The following is a 13,177-nucleotide window of genomic DNA, read 5'->3' as shown; positions in this document are numbered from 1 at the left end:
CCCAGGTCCTCGATTCGTCAGGAGCAGGAAGATCTCCGAACACACCACATCCATGCGTTCACGGCGGTGGACGGCCATTGCCATCGGCGCGATCGTTGTTGCCCTGCTCGCCATCGGCGCGGCAATCGGCGCACGGAACGACAGCGACAGCAACTCCGCGACGAACTCCCGGTCGGCCGACGGAGCACAGCAGCTCGCAGACCTCACCCGCCGCGACGACAACGACCCGTTCGCCATCGGCGACGTCGACGCGCCCATCGTGATCATCGAGTACGCGGACTTCACCTGCCCGTACTGCAGCGCTTTCGCTGTCGAGACATTCCCGACTCTGTTCGAGAAATACATCGAACCCGGCCACGTCCGTCTCGAATGGCGCGACACCCCCATCCTCACCGAGCATTCCGAGAACACCGCGATAGCCGGACGTGCGGCAGCCGAACAAGACTTGTTCTGGGAGTTCTATCACCGGATGTTCGAACACACACTTGCCGGATCGAAGGACTACAGTCGCGACACTCTGATCGGAGTCGCGGGCAAGGTGAACGGCATGGACATCGATGAGTTCACCGCATCGCTGGACGCCCCCGCGCTGGCCGACGCGGTGAGACGGGAAGGGGCCGAATCCCAATCGCTCGGAGTGACAGCGGTGCCGACTTTCATCGTCGGCAACGAGGTACTTCAGGGAGCGCAGCCCATCTACGTGTTCGAACAGATCCTCAACGAGCAACTCGGAGAAGACAACTGATGGATGTCGGATACCTGGGAGCGTTTCTCGGTGGCGTGCTGAGCTTGTTGTCACCGTGCTCGGTGATGCTCCTTCCCGCGTTCTTCGCCTACGCGTTCTCGCATCCGGCGACTCTGGTCGGACGGACAGGCGTGTTCTACCTCGGCCTGATCACCACACTCGTCCCGCTGGGCGTGTTCGCCGGGACGGCGGGGGCCTTCTTCAATCAGAATCGAGGGCTGCTGCTGACCATCGTCGCCGGTGTGGTGATCGTCTTCGGGATCATTCAACTGGCGGGCATCCCGATTCCGGGTTTGTCGCGCAGCAGCCACAGCGGGGATGCGGGCCGCACCTGGACCGTTTTCCTACTGGGCACCGGGTACGGGGTGGCGGGGGTGTGCACGGGCCCGATCCTCGGCTCGGTCCTGATGATTGCCGCTGTGGGAGCGAACCCCGTCTACGGCGGCATTCTGCTTACGATCTACGCGGCAGGCATGGCACTGCCGTTGCTTCTGCTCGCGCTCGTCTGGAAGCGATGGTCGGGCAGGCTCCGCGTTCTCCTCACGCCACGTGAACTCACCATCGGACGTTGGAGCAACAGCTGGCACGCGATCGTCGCCGGGGCATTGTCCGTCATCCTCGGCGGACTGCTGGTTCTCGTTGCTCGTGACCCTGAGATGGGCGGTCTGCTTCCCATCGCCGCCCAGTACCGGCTCGAGACGGGCGTGGCGGATGTGGGAAGAAATGTATCGAACGTCGTCGTTCTCGGTGTGTCTGCAGTTATCGCGGTGCTCGGTGCGGCGGTGTGGTCGTTGCAGCGCACCAGAAAGCGCACCTCCCGCGGCGGCACCTCCGAGAAGGTCGACCACTCATGACCGCGTCGCCCGGCGTCACGATCGGAGACGGAGCCGTCGTTGCAGCCGGAGCTGTCGTCACCAAAGATGTCGCTGCGCGCACCATCGTCGGCGGGGGCGCCCGCCAAGAAGATTCGAGACATCGACGCCTGAGAAAGGTCTCATTGGGGGCAACGACCGCACTGGGTTCGGCGATCGCCACGCCTACACGTCACCGACCAATCGAGCAGTTACATCACCTGCGAGCTCTGATTCCAACGTGAATTGTTCTGTGCTCGAACATCTCCCGATGACTCGGCACGTCCAGGCGCCGCCCGCTGATACATTGACATGATGCTGCTCAGCCACCTGATGCAGGACGCGCTTGCCGCCACACCCGACAAACCCGCCCTCATATTCGAGGATGACGTGCTGTCGTATCGCGAGCTGCACGATGCGATCGAACGTTCGGCCCAGGCACTACTGTCGCTCGGGATCGGCCGCGGCGATCGGGTGGCGATCTTCATGCGCAACCGGTGGGAGTACGTCGAGCTGTACTTCGCATGCTTTCGCATCGGCGCGATCGCGGTACCGCTGAACCACCGGTTCCAGACCGACGAGGTCGTCTTCGCCATCACGCACTGCACGGCGAAGTTGCTGATCGCCGACCAAGCACTGCTGCCGGTAGTGCAGGACGTTCCCGCGCAGGTGGGAAGCCTCATCGGGATGTACGTCTACGGCGGTGACGTAGCACCCGACGCACCGAACCGGTGGAGCGACGTCGTGGCTGCGGCAACCGATTCGGTCTGGCCCGAGGTCTACGACGACGATCCCGCGATGATCCTCTACACCTCGGGCAGCACAGGCAAACCGAAGGGCGTCACGCACACGCATCGCTCGATCAGCGCGACCGCCGCGAGCCGGGTTACCACACAGCAGCTGGACGCCGACGACATCTCGCTGGCAGCCACGGCGATCTGTCATGCCGGAGCCGCGATCGGAGTGACCTTTCCGACCCTGCTTGCAGGGGGCACCGTGGTGATCCTCGCCGAGAGCGATCCGGGGTTGTTCCTCGACGCGGTGAACACCCACCGGCCCACGCGCACCGTGTTGCTGCCCGCGCAGCTGCTCGACGCGGTGGTCGACCCACGCGCGAAAGACGTGGACTTCGGGTGCTTCCGCGAGGTCGCGTGCGGCGGCGACCAAATGTCGAATGACCTCTACGACGAGTTCGCGAAGGTCACCGATCTGCAGCTCAACCAGCTGTACGGCCTTACCGAGTGCGAAGCCGTGAGCATGAACCCGCCGTTCGGGCTGATCGAGCGTGGCTCGTTCGGTCTCCCCCGCGCCGGTGTCGAGGTCCGCATCGTCGCTGATAACACCGCTGGTTCGGACGTGCCGGATGCCGCGCCCGGCGAAACCGGCGAGATCTGGGTGCGCAGCGACTCGGTGATGACCGGGTACTGGGACGACCCCGAACACACGGCAGCTGCCTTCGTCGGCGACTGGCTGCGCACCGGAGACCTCGGCAGCCGCGACGCCGACGGCTACCTGCACTTCCAGGGCCGCATCAAAGAGATCATCATCAAGGGCGGCTCCAATATCGCCCCCGGTGAAGTGGAGGACGTGCTCGAGGCGTCTCCCGCCGTCGAGCTGTGCGGAGTAGTCGGCACACCCGACGCGCGACTCGGAGCACTCGTGCACGCGTTCGTGCAGCTGCACCACAGCCTCGCCAAACCGCCCACCGAAGCAGACCTGCGGGCCTTCGCCGCCGAGCGGCTCGCGGCCTACAAGGTGCCCGATCGCTGGACGTTCGTCACGGATCTGCCGCGTAACCACGTCGGCAAGCTCGACCGGCACGCGCTGCATCGTCGCGCGGGCGAACTCGACGCGATGTAGGGCTATCTCGCGAGCACACCTTGGTGGGATCGACAGACGTCGACCTATGTCACGCAAACACCGCACGACCTCCGGCCAACACCGTCGTCTCGCCGACGGCAGCCTCGAAGTGGACCCCCGACCCGTCGGTCACCGACGACACGTCGAGCGTGTCACCGGGGAGTACCGGTGCTGCCAGACGCACGTCGAGTTCGGTCAGGTCGGCGGGGTGGGCACCCACCTGTCCCGCGACGATCCGGGCTGCAATACCCACGGTGCACAGACCGTGCAGGATCGGACGGTCGAAACCGTTCGCGCGAGCGACGGCCGGGTCGATGTGGACGGGATGCCGATCTCCGGTGAGTCGATACAGCGCAGCCAGGTCGGGGCCGGTCATGAATGAGTCGGTGGCGCTGAACGCAGGCAGTTCCGCCTTCGCGGCCGATGGGCCGCGCTCGCCTCCCCATCCGCCTGTCCCGGGCAGGAAGATGTTGTACGTGGCGGAGAAACTCGACGCCGTGACCTCGATCTCCACCAGCGATGCTTTGCCCTTGTCGTACACGTTCGCGATCCGACCGCCCATCACTACCTCGCCTCGCGTCGGCAACGGCTCGTGCACTACGAGGCGCTGAGAAGCGTGCAGTGATCTGGCGGAGTCGTACGCTCCGAGCCTGCCCGCAGCTTCGACAGCCCACAACCCGAGCGCGCACGCATACGTCGGCAGGGTGCGCTGGTCCCGTTCGTAGACGAGGTCGAGGTCGCCGGCCGACGCGCCGACGGCCAGGGCATAGAGCAAGCTCGCGGTGTCGTCGAAGATCACGGTGTGTTTTCCGAGATCAGTGCCGGCAAGATCGGCAAGGGTGCTCATCGTTCTTCACCTTTCTGCTCACCCATATGTGGAGTGTGGCGTGCTCTGGCGTCGCGGACCGCTGCCGCGCGTGCCGGCGACCCGAGCAGCTCACGGCGGCGGCGCTGCCACCGGTTCTCGTCGAACAGTCCCGAGTCGAGCTCTCCTAGGAGTTCTTTCGTGGCGCGGGTGGCCTGCCGGTGCTCCTGCGGCAACGTCGCCAGCATGTCCGTCGCGACACGTACAGCGTCGCCGGTGGGGACCGTGCGCGACAGCAGCCCGGCCTGATAGGCCGATTCGGTATCGAACCGTTCACCTATCAGCAGTAGGCGCCGCACGGTGTCGCGTGAATAGGCTCGGGAGAGCTCTCGGATCGCGACCGGGTTGTACAGCAATCCGAGTCGTACTGACGGGACGTGCAGGTATGCACCTTCGCCACCGATTCGCATGTCGCATACCAGTGCGAGATGTGCAGCGGCGCCCATGCACGGTCCTTCGAGGGCTGCGACGACGGGCACCGCAGCCGTAGTGACAGCTGCGGCGACCCGCGCGACGGCATCGTCGTAGTCGACGTCGGCCACGGTACCGGTAATATCTGCGAAATCTGCCCCCGCACTGAATGTTCCATCGCTACCGGCCAGGACGACGCCCGTCACGTCGTCGTCGAGGGAACTCAGAGCGGCTTCCAGTGCGTCGAGCATCGTCCTCGACAACGCGTTGCGGCGCTGCGGGGCGTCGAGGACGAGATGCACCACGCTGCCGCTGCGGTAGTTTCGCAACGGTGCCCTCATGATGCGATCGGTTGGTCCCGCGACCACAGTGCGGCCACCTCACGGTGGTCGAACCCGACCACAGCTTCGAGATCTTCGGAGATGTCGAGCAGGAGTTGCTCGGCACCGCTCGCGACTACGAGTTGCGCCCCGACGGGCAGCCCGTCGGCCATCCCGCATGGAAGGGACGCAGCCGCGACACCGGCCACGTTGAACGGCACCGCGAACGGGAATGCACCCCACAGTTGGTCGACGTCGACGCCATCGATCGACTTCGGCCTGTCTCCCAGTTCGAAGGCAGGAACTGCAACGGTAGGGGTCAGGAGCACGTCGTACTCGCCGAACAGTGCGGCAATGCGGCGGCGGTACTCCGGCAGCAGTCGGTGGGCACGCTGCACGAGATCAGGATCGAGGGCTCGCGCTGCCTTGAGCGACGAGCGTTCGTATCCGGTGAGGCGATCGGCGGCGTGGTCGAGCAGGTGTCCGCGTTCGCGGTGCTCGTCCTCGAGGACGAGGGGTCCGAACACCTCGTTCCATCCGCTCAGCGGCAGATCGACTTCGGTGACTTCATGGCCGAGATCGGCCAGCAGGTGCGCAACCTGCCGCACGCTCTTGTCGACTCCGGGGTCGACGGGACGTCCTTCGGGATGTCCGCAGTAGGCGACGCGCAACGGCAGCACCGGTGACCGGGAGTACTCGCGATCGGCCAGCACCCCGAGTAGGATGCGGGCGTCTGCGACAGTGGTGGTCATGGGCCCGGCGCTGACGAAATCGGTCATCGCCCGGAATCCCTTCTCGTCCGGGCACAGTCCGGATGATGGTTTCATCCCATAGACCCCGCAGAAGGCAGCGGGAATACGGATGGAGCCGCCACCGTCGGAACCGACCGCCGCGGCAGACAATCGAGCTGCCACCGAAGCGGCTGCACCACCGCTGGATCCGCCCGGGGTTCGTGTGACGTCCCACGGGTTCCCTGTGTCGGGCCCGAGGAGGTTCTCGCTGGTGGCAGACTGGCCGAATTCGGCGGTGTTCGTCTTCCCGGTGAACACTGCTCCCGCAGAACGCAATCGGCGCACCACCCCGGAGTCGTGTTTGGACAGCTGGTCGCGGTGGACAAGAGATCCGAGCGTGGTCGGGAACCCGGAAAGATGAAAGGCATCCTTGACGGACACCGGCACGCCAGCGAGCGCGTCGACAGATTCTCCTGCGGCGTAGCGCCGTTCCGCATCCGTAGCCTGTTCGAGTGCGAGGTCTGCAGTGACCGCCACGAATGCATGAAGATCGCCGTCAGCCCACTTGATCCTGTCCAGGTAGGCGCGGGTCACCTCCACCGGACTCAGGGTGCGGTCCCGATAGGCGCTCTGCAGTTCTGCGATGGTCAGCGTGGTCGGGTCGTCAGCCATGGGGGAACACACCTCCACTCACTCCGTACACTTCGCCGGTGACGTAACCGGCCTTGTCCGAGGCAAGGAACCCGACGAGGTTCGCAACGTCCTCCGGCTGACCCACCCGACCCACGAGCGACCGGTTCTCTGCGTAGCCGTCGAAGAACTCGTCGGGGTAGATCTTGCGCAGGAAATCGTTGTAGATCAGGCCGGGGGTGACCGCGTTGACCCGCACGCCGTGCCGACCGTTCTCGGCCGCCGCGACACGGGTGAGTGCGAGCACGCCTGCCTTGGCAGCGGAGTACGCGGCACCATGTTCCACCGAAGTCTCGTACGCCGCAATCGAACTGATGTTGACGATCGAGCCACCACCTGCCCGGATCATGTGCGGCAGCGCGTGCCGCATGCACAGGAAGGTGCCGGTGAGGTCGACGTCGAGGCAGCGCCGCCATGTTTCCAGCGACATTTCCGCGACCGGCTCGATCTTCGACCAGCCGGCATTGTTGACGAGCACGTCGAGCCGTCCACGCTGCTCGATGACGGTGTCGATGGCCGTCACCACGGCGTTCTCGTCGGTGACGTCGAGCGGTACGGCGAGGAAGGAGCGTCCATGCCGCTCCGACAGTGCATCGGCGAATTCCTTGCAGCGACGTTCGTGCGCATCGGTGACGACGACGTCGAATCCGTCCGTGGCGAGTTGCTCGGCGATGGCCTTTCCGATACCGGCACCGGCCGCGGCGGTGACAAGGGCAACCTTGGGATCTGTCATGTGTGTCTCCGGGGTCAGGCCGTGACGGCCGGGATGATCTGGGTGGCGATCTGGTCCATGCGCTTGAGACGCCCACCGGACAGCAGAGCGAACGTGATGCGATCCAGATCGAGAGCGCACAGTTCCTTCAGCCGCGCAACGCAGTGGTCGACGGTGCCTGCGAGTGCAACGGATTTGACGAATTCGTCACTGACCACCTGCTTGTGGTCCGCGTGCCGCGAGAGATGATCGACGAGATGGTACCCGGAGTTGGCGGCAGCGAACTCCGGACGGAACCGCTCCCACGCCGGAGGCATCTTCTTCCACACGTCGAAGGTCGCCGCCTGGCTGGTGGCCCACGCGCGGACGTCGGAGAGTGCCTTCTCTTCGTCGTCATCGGCGCTCATGGTGACGACGAGGTCGATCAGGAGATCGGAGCGGTCGCGCCCCGATTTCTCGAGCCCCTTGTAGATGTACTCGAGCTGCCAGTTGACGAAGTCGGGGTCGGCGCCGCCCATGAGGATCGCGCCGTCGCATTTCTCGCCCGACAACTGCAGGAGACGAGGCTGCGAGACGGCCATGTAGATCGGGATCTGGCGCTCTGCCGTCGCGAGACGCACCTTGGTTCCGTAGAGCTCCTGTTCCTCGCCGGTGAACAGTCTGCGGAACTCGTCGATGCCGGCGGAGAGGTCGCCGACTTTCGACGGGACACCGCCCGCGCCATAAACGGCGGACCATCCGGCCCCGAGACCGAGCATGGCGTGCCCGTTGCTCAGTTCGTCGAGCGCCGCGGTCGCGTTGGCCGTGACCGTGGGGTGACGGGTGAGCAGGTTCGTGACGGCGGACCCGATGTACATGTTCTCCGTGGCGAGTGCGGCGATGTTCATGGCCGCGTACACATCTTTCATGCCGAGCTGGAAATCGATGAACCACATCGCCTCGAACCCCTTGGCCTCAGCGGTCTTCGCGAGCTCGGTGACGTTCGTGAGCGGTTCGCGCGGGCTTACGCCCATCGAGAGTCCCCAACGGTCCATGTCATTTCCTTCCGATGATGGAATCGCGCAGGACGGCCGAGACGGCGTCCGGATTGTCGACGTTCATGAGGTGTCCGGCGTTCGGGACCTCCCGATACGTCACGTCGGCGAGCGCATCGACAACAATCGACGCGGCCTTCGCCGGGCAGAACGTGTCACCGTCGGCTCCGACGACGTCCACGTGGGCCTTCACATCCGCGAGGCGGGGGGTCAGGGGTGCGCCGTTCAGTGCTGCCATGGCGCGAGCAGCATTGGCATATCCGCCACCGTCGCCGATGGCGGTGAGTCGTGCGGCGGTGATCTCGTCGACGCGGTCGTGTGCCGTGGTGATCGCAGCGGCGGTGTCGTCGCGCAGCGCCGCCCGGAACTCAGCGGTCGAGGTGTCGGCGGCCTGCTCGATACGGTGTGCGTAGAACTGTGCGGCGCCGCGCCCGACGACCGACGAGGTGCCGAGTACGACGAGGTGTGTGACGAGATCCGGTCGCTCCGCTGCCGCCCACAGTGCGATGGTGCCGCCGAGGGAGAATCCCACGACCACGGCCGGTCCGGTAATCGTCTCGAGGAAGCCGATCAGGTCGCCGCCGAGCTGGGGCAGGCTTGCGTCGGCGTCGCCGAGCGTGGTGTCGCCGTGTCCGCGGAGGTCGTAGGCGAATGTATGGAGGTCGGTCAGGTCGGATTGGGTGGGCGCCCAACTGGTCTTGTCCTCGGCGAGGCCGTGGACGAGTACCACCGGGGTACCGCCGCTACCGGATTCTCGGTAGGCGACTGTGATGTCGCCGATCTGCACGGTGCTCATGCGGTCTCCTCGATGAGTCGTCGTAGTTCGACCTTGCGGATCTTGCCTGCGGCGGTGACCGGCATCTCATCGACCACCTCCAGGGATTCGGGAAGTTGCCTCGCCGAAAGCCCTTGGATTTTCAGCCATTCCGACAGCTCGTCGAGCGTCGGTGGAGCCCCGGCCGGCACGATGACCGCACAGATCCGTTCCCCGAGGCGGTCGTCGGTGCGGCCGATGACCGCGACACGACGCACAGCGGGGTGTGCGGCGATCAGATCCTCGATGGGCAGCGGCGAGATGTTCACTCCGCCGCGGATGATGAGGTCTTTGAGCCGCCCGGTGAGATGGAGATATCCCTCGTCGTCGATGCGGGCGAGGTCGCCGGTGCGGAACCAGCCACCTTCGATGAGCAGGCTCCGGTAGAGGTCCTCCTGGCCGAGATAGCCGACGAACGCGCCGGCTCCCCGCATCACCAGTTCGCCCACCCCGGAGGAGTCGGTGTCGACAATATCGAGTTCCAGATTCGGTACCGGCTTACCTGCCGTGCCGGTCAACTGCTCGTCGGTGCTGTCGGGAACGCAGGTGGTGCCGGTTCCCTCGGTCATCCCCCACAGGACGGTGACAAAGGTGTCGGGGGCCTGGTCCTGTGCCGCTTCGAGCAGGCTCGGTGGCACGGGCGCACCACCACACAAGAAGCTGCGCATCGATGCGAGCTTCGTCCGGCCGTCCGGCCACGGAGCATCGACGAGGTCCTTGAGGAAAGGGGTGGCCGCCGCGGTGAAGACACAGTGGTGTTCGTCGACGAGCTCCAAGGCTCGCACCGGATCCCACGTATTCTGCACGACCAGCGGGGCACCGGTGAACAGGGAGAATCGGGCACCGTGCCACGCTCCGACGCTGTGACCCATCGGGGAGGGCATGAAGATCGGGGTGTCTTCGTCGATCCCGAAACGTTCGGCGAAGTCGATGTTGACGGCGGCGAGAGTATCGGAGGTGTGCATCACCGCCTTGGGCATACCCGTGGTGCTCGACGTGAACATCAGGTGGTCGATACCTGCGGGAACGATAGGCCCCGCGGCCTCTCCCACGATCTCGGTGTACGTCACCGTGCCGCCGGCGCCGTAGACCACCAACACACCGGCGTTGCCGGACGTTGCGGCCGCGCGGAGCGCCCACTCCCCCGTCGGGTGACCGCGGTAGGCATCGGCCGCGACGATCGCGCGAGCACCGATGCGGTGGTAGACATTCGTCAGTGTCTCGCTGTCGGTCGAGACCGGGATCGTCGCGGGTATTGCTCCGAGCTGAAGGATCGCAAGGAACACAACCTGCCAGTCGACGGAGTTCGGCATGTAGACGAGGACCACTTCGCCGGCACCGACTCCTCGCGCAGCGAGAAGATCCGCGGTTTCTGTTGCCCGGCTCCATAACTCGGATCTACTGAGCGCCGTTCCGTTGTCGTCGACGACGGAGAGGCGCTTGGGGTCCTCCTCGACGAAACGCCGAAATCTGTCGGTCAGTCGTTCGCCCGTCCACCAGCCCCGGCGACGGTACTCGGCGACGCGCGCAGGATCGCCCGTCGTGCTGTCACACATTTCGATGGGAGTTGCGTTGGTCACACCCCGAGTGTGCGCGTTGCGACCGACCCAGTCAAGAAGGTGACGTCGCTTTTTTTCGTTACAGTTTCGCGAACTCGGTAATATGATCGCCGAGACGCACGTCACATGCCCGCTGACGTGCAACAACGATCCACCCCGGGAGCAAAGGACAAACCCTGTGTCAGCGGAGCCGACCACGATCAAGGGACGTCGCACACGCGATCACCTGCTGAATGCCGGCCGGACGGTCTTCGCCCGTGACGGATACGTCAACGCCCGAATGAGCGACGTCGCCACCGTCGCCGAGATCTCCATGGGCGGCCTGTACCGCTACTTCAAGAACAAGGAAGACCTCTTCGCCCAGGTCATCGCCGACCTCCACGAACAGCTCTACGAGGCAAGCACCTCACACGACCACGACTTCCGCACCGATCCGTATGCCGCACTGGTCGAATCGAACCGCGGCTACCTGCAGCTGTACAGCGACAACCGCGACGTCATGCGCGCGTTCATCCAGGCCGCCCACGTCGAGAAGCGTTTCTCCGATTTCTGGTGGCAGATGCGCAACCGGCACATCGATCGCTTCACATCCGCCCTCGAGCGCGTACACGGCATCACCCGGATCGACGGTGTCGACGCGCGGATCGTGGCCGAGTCGATGGCATGCATGGTCGAACAATCCGCGTACGTATGGTTCGCCGAGCACCGGATGCGCGACAACGAGGTGGACCTCGACGACGCCGCTCGCACTGTCGCGCGCACGTGGTACGCCGCCGCGTTCCCCGCTCCAGATCGCGCCACTCCCCTGCCCGTCGATTGACCCGCCACACTGCCTGCGGCCCCGCGATCAGGACCGGTCGCGGGGTCTTTTCATACACCCGACCGAGGTCAGCGGCGGATTGCAGAGAAAAAGCGACGTCACTCTCTTGACATTGAGTGGGGTAGGTCACACGATGAGTACAGGCGCGGCACCGCGGTCCCCACGACGACATGGACCATTCGACGACACCGTCGCAACCGACGATCGCGAGCCTGCCACCCTGAACATTCCGCTGCAGAATTTCCCCGCCTACGACAACGAGGGTTCCGCACATGCCAACTCCCGAGTACCACACCGTAGCCACGGCCCAGCCTGAATCGGCCCCGCCGGACCCGACTACACCGCCGGCCGACCAGCACGACCCGAAGAAAGCACGCAAAGCCCTCATCGGAGCGTGGCTGGGCTTCTTCGTCGACCTGTTCGACATCTATCTGCCGATCGTCGTCCTGGCTCCGGCCATGGCCTACTTCGTGTCTCAAGATCTCGGAACCGCCAACATCGCGATCGTCAGCGGCGCAATGTTCGCCGCCACCCTCATCGGCCGCCCCGTGGGTGCGGCCATCTTCGGATGGATCGCCGACACCGTCGGACGCAAACGCACGACCATGATCGCGATGACCGGTGCGGGCACGGTGACCTTCCTGATCGCCCTACTGCCCGGTTACCAGCAGATCGGCATGGCCAGCGTCGTTCTGTTCGTCTTCCTACGCCTTCTCGCCGGGGTATTCCTCGGCGGCGAGTACACCGGCGCGAACCCACTTGCGATGGAGGCCGCTCCCCCACACAAGCGCGGACTCTACAGCGGCATCATCAACACCGGCTTCCCCCTCGCGTACGCCGCGGTCTCCCTCATCACGCTGATGTTGCTCCTGGCATTGCCCTCCAACGGACCCGATTCCGCCTACGCCCAATGGGGTTGGCGCGTTCCGTTCATCATCGGCGCTCTCCTGTCGTTCGGTTCCGTGTACTACTTCCACCGCTCGGTCAGCGAATCCGAGGTGTTCACCAAGTCCGAGCAAAAGGGATCCCCGCTACGCCAACTGCTGGAGCGCGACAACTTCAAACGCTTCCTCCAGGTGTTCATCCTGATGAACGGCTTCTGGTTGTCGCTGCAGCCGGTCGCGGCTCTACTCCCGGCGCTCCTCGGAGCGCAGGGCGTGGGAATGACCAGCCGAAGTGTCACCCTCACACTCGTCGTCGCGTACGTGATCCTCGCGGCCGTCGACGTCGGCGCCGCTGTGTTCAGCCAACGAATCGGGCGGCGGCGGTTCCTGATCGGATCGGCCCTCGTCATGGCGGTGGTCGGCACAGCATTGTTCCTGTCGCTGGTACGGACCGGATCCGACAACATCGTGTGGGTCGTCACCGCGACCATCCTGCTCGTCGTGATCGTGATCTGCCCCTGGGCGGTGCTCCCCGCCTACATCAACGAGCGGTTCCCGACATCGGTGCGCGCTTCGGGTTACGGGCTCGCCTACAGCCTCGCCGTGGTACTCCCCTCGTTCTACGCGTTCTATCAGGCCGGACTCGGTAACTTCATGGCGTTCAACGACACCGGAGCCGTTCTCCTCGCCGGCGGTGCGCTGCTCGTCCTGATCGGTGCACTGGTAGGCCCCGAGACGAAGAACGTCGACCTCGCGACCGCGAAAGACCACTGATCCACAACGACTTCCGCCACGATTCCCGTCATACGCAAGGGCTACAGGCCACGCGTATGACGGGAATCGTTGTCGAAACAGACGCGATGCGTCTGTGCGGGAGCGGT

12 protein-coding genes and 1 pseudogene are annotated in these 13,177 nt (G+C 65.0%); 6 read left to right on the top strand and 7 right to left on the bottom strand.

Annotated features, from left to right (window positions below):
- Positions 1-52: 52 nt before the first annotated feature.
- The 4 genes and pseudogenes from ACSYG9_RS18865 (at position 53) to ACSYG9_RS18850 (ending at position 3,456) form a co-directional block, all read left to right on the top strand.
- Complete coding sequence (locus ACSYG9_RS18865) at positions 53-745, top strand: DsbA family protein (RefSeq protein WP_454839529.1); 693 nt, start codon at positions 53-55, stop codon at positions 743-745.
- A complete protein-coding gene (locus ACSYG9_RS18860; protein ID WP_454839527.1) occupies positions 745-1,599 on the top strand; it encodes a cytochrome c biogenesis CcdA family protein in 855 nt (284 codons plus the stop codon). The genes ACSYG9_RS18865 and ACSYG9_RS18860 overlap by 1 nt, the downstream gene beginning before the upstream one ends.
- A pseudogene (locus ACSYG9_RS18855) lies at positions 1,596-1,694 on the top strand (acyltransferase); the annotation flags it as partial. The gene ACSYG9_RS18860 and the pseudogene ACSYG9_RS18855, both read left to right, overlap by 4 nt.
- A 214-nt stretch (positions 1,695-1,908) precedes the next feature.
- Positions 1,909-3,456 carry a class I adenylate-forming enzyme family protein gene (locus ACSYG9_RS18850; RefSeq protein WP_454839526.1) on the top strand — a complete coding sequence of 516 codons (1,548 nt, stop codon included), beginning with the start codon at positions 1,909-1,911 and terminating at the stop codon, positions 3,454-3,456.
- Positions 3,457-3,505: 49 nt separating this feature from the next.
- Here the strand turns inward: ACSYG9_RS18850 and ACSYG9_RS18845 are convergent, their stop codons facing one another.
- From ACSYG9_RS18845 to ACSYG9_RS18815, 7 genes are read right to left on the bottom strand one after another with little or no spacing between them, the layout of a single operon-like run.
- On the bottom strand, positions 3,506-4,303 hold the full coding sequence (locus ACSYG9_RS18845; protein WP_454839525.1) for a MaoC/PaaZ C-terminal domain-containing protein: 798 nt from the start codon (positions 4,301-4,303) through the stop codon (positions 3,506-3,508).
- Complete coding sequence (locus ACSYG9_RS18840; protein WP_454839523.1) at positions 4,300-5,073, bottom strand: enoyl-CoA hydratase/isomerase family protein; 774 nt, start codon at positions 5,071-5,073, stop codon at positions 4,300-4,302. The genes ACSYG9_RS18845 and ACSYG9_RS18840 overlap by 4 nt, the downstream gene beginning before the upstream one ends.
- Positions 5,070-6,455, bottom strand: coding sequence for an amidase (locus tag ACSYG9_RS18835; RefSeq protein ID WP_454839522.1), 1,386 nt, complete (start codon positions 6,453-6,455; stop codon positions 5,070-5,072). The genes ACSYG9_RS18840 and ACSYG9_RS18835 overlap by 4 nt, the downstream gene beginning before the upstream one ends.
- Positions 6,448-7,206: an SDR family NAD(P)-dependent oxidoreductase gene (locus ACSYG9_RS18830; RefSeq protein ID WP_454839521.1), complete on the bottom strand. Its 759-nt coding sequence runs from the start codon at positions 7,204-7,206 to the stop codon at positions 6,448-6,450. The genes ACSYG9_RS18835 and ACSYG9_RS18830 overlap by 8 nt, the downstream gene beginning before the upstream one ends.
- Positions 7,207-7,220: 14 nt before the next feature.
- On the bottom strand, positions 7,221-8,219 hold the full coding sequence (locus tag ACSYG9_RS18825) for an LLM class flavin-dependent oxidoreductase (protein WP_454839520.1): 999 nt from the start codon (positions 8,217-8,219) through the stop codon (positions 7,221-7,223).
- Position 8,220: 1 nt separating this feature from the next.
- On the bottom strand, positions 8,221-9,015 hold the full coding sequence (locus ACSYG9_RS18820) for an alpha/beta fold hydrolase (protein WP_454839518.1): 795 nt from the start codon (positions 9,013-9,015) through the stop codon (positions 8,221-8,223).
- Positions 9,012-10,613, bottom strand: a complete 1,602-nt coding sequence (locus tag ACSYG9_RS18815; RefSeq protein WP_454839516.1) for an AMP-binding protein — start codon at positions 10,611-10,613, stop codon at positions 9,012-9,014. The genes ACSYG9_RS18820 and ACSYG9_RS18815 overlap by 4 nt, the downstream gene beginning before the upstream one ends.
- 157 nt (positions 10,614-10,770) lie before the next feature.
- Between ACSYG9_RS18815 and ACSYG9_RS18810 the strand changes: the two genes are divergently transcribed.
- Together ACSYG9_RS18810 and ACSYG9_RS18805 are read left to right on the top strand one after the other, a co-directional pair.
- Positions 10,771-11,412, top strand: a complete 642-nt coding sequence (locus ACSYG9_RS18810) for a TetR/AcrR family transcriptional regulator (RefSeq protein WP_454839514.1) — start codon at positions 10,771-10,773, stop codon at positions 11,410-11,412.
- A gap of 272 nt (positions 11,413-11,684) precedes the next feature.
- Positions 11,685-13,070: an MFS transporter gene (locus ACSYG9_RS18805; RefSeq protein ID WP_454839512.1), complete on the top strand. Its 1,386-nt coding sequence runs from the start codon at positions 11,685-11,687 to the stop codon at positions 13,068-13,070.
- Positions 13,071-13,177 lie beyond the last annotated feature (107 nt).

It is taken from the genome of Rhodococcus sp. SJ-2 (assembly GCF_053750035.1).
This window is presented reverse-complemented; position numbering and strand designations above follow the sequence as displayed.

What these genes read in the sequence shown, in the direction of transcription:
- ACSYG9_RS18835 (WP_454839522.1), bottom strand. Translation starts at nt 6,455, where the DNA reads ATGGCTGACGACCCGACCACGCTGACCATCGCAGAACTGCAGAGCGCC.
- ACSYG9_RS18825 (WP_454839520.1), bottom strand. Translation starts at nt 8,219, where the DNA reads ATGGACCGTTGGGGACTCTCGATGGGCGTAAGCCCGCGCGAACCGCTC.
- ACSYG9_RS18820 (WP_454839518.1), bottom strand. Translation starts at nt 9,015, where the DNA reads ATGAGCACCGTGCAGATCGGCGACATCACAGTCGCCTACCGAGAATCC.
- ACSYG9_RS18850 (WP_454839526.1), top strand. Translation starts at nt 1,909, where the DNA reads ATGATGCTGCTCAGCCACCTGATGCAGGACGCGCTTGCCGCCACACCC.
- ACSYG9_RS18865 (WP_454839529.1), top strand. Translation starts at nt 53, where the DNA reads ATGCGTTCACGGCGGTGGACGGCCATTGCCATCGGCGCGATCGTTGTT.
- ACSYG9_RS18860 (WP_454839527.1), top strand. Translation starts at nt 745, where the DNA reads ATGGATGTCGGATACCTGGGAGCGTTTCTCGGTGGCGTGCTGAGCTTG.
- ACSYG9_RS18830 (WP_454839521.1), bottom strand. Translation starts at nt 7,206, where the DNA reads ATGACAGATCCCAAGGTTGCCCTTGTCACCGCCGCGGCCGGTGCCGGT.
- ACSYG9_RS18805 (WP_454839512.1), top strand. Translation starts at nt 11,685, where the DNA reads ATGCCAACTCCCGAGTACCACACCGTAGCCACGGCCCAGCCTGAATCG.
- ACSYG9_RS18840 (WP_454839523.1), bottom strand. Translation starts at nt 5,073, where the DNA reads ATGAGGGCACCGTTGCGAAACTACCGCAGCGGCAGCGTGGTGCATCTC.
- ACSYG9_RS18845 (WP_454839525.1), bottom strand. Translation starts at nt 4,303, where the DNA reads ATGAGCACCCTTGCCGATCTTGCCGGCACTGATCTCGGAAAACACACC.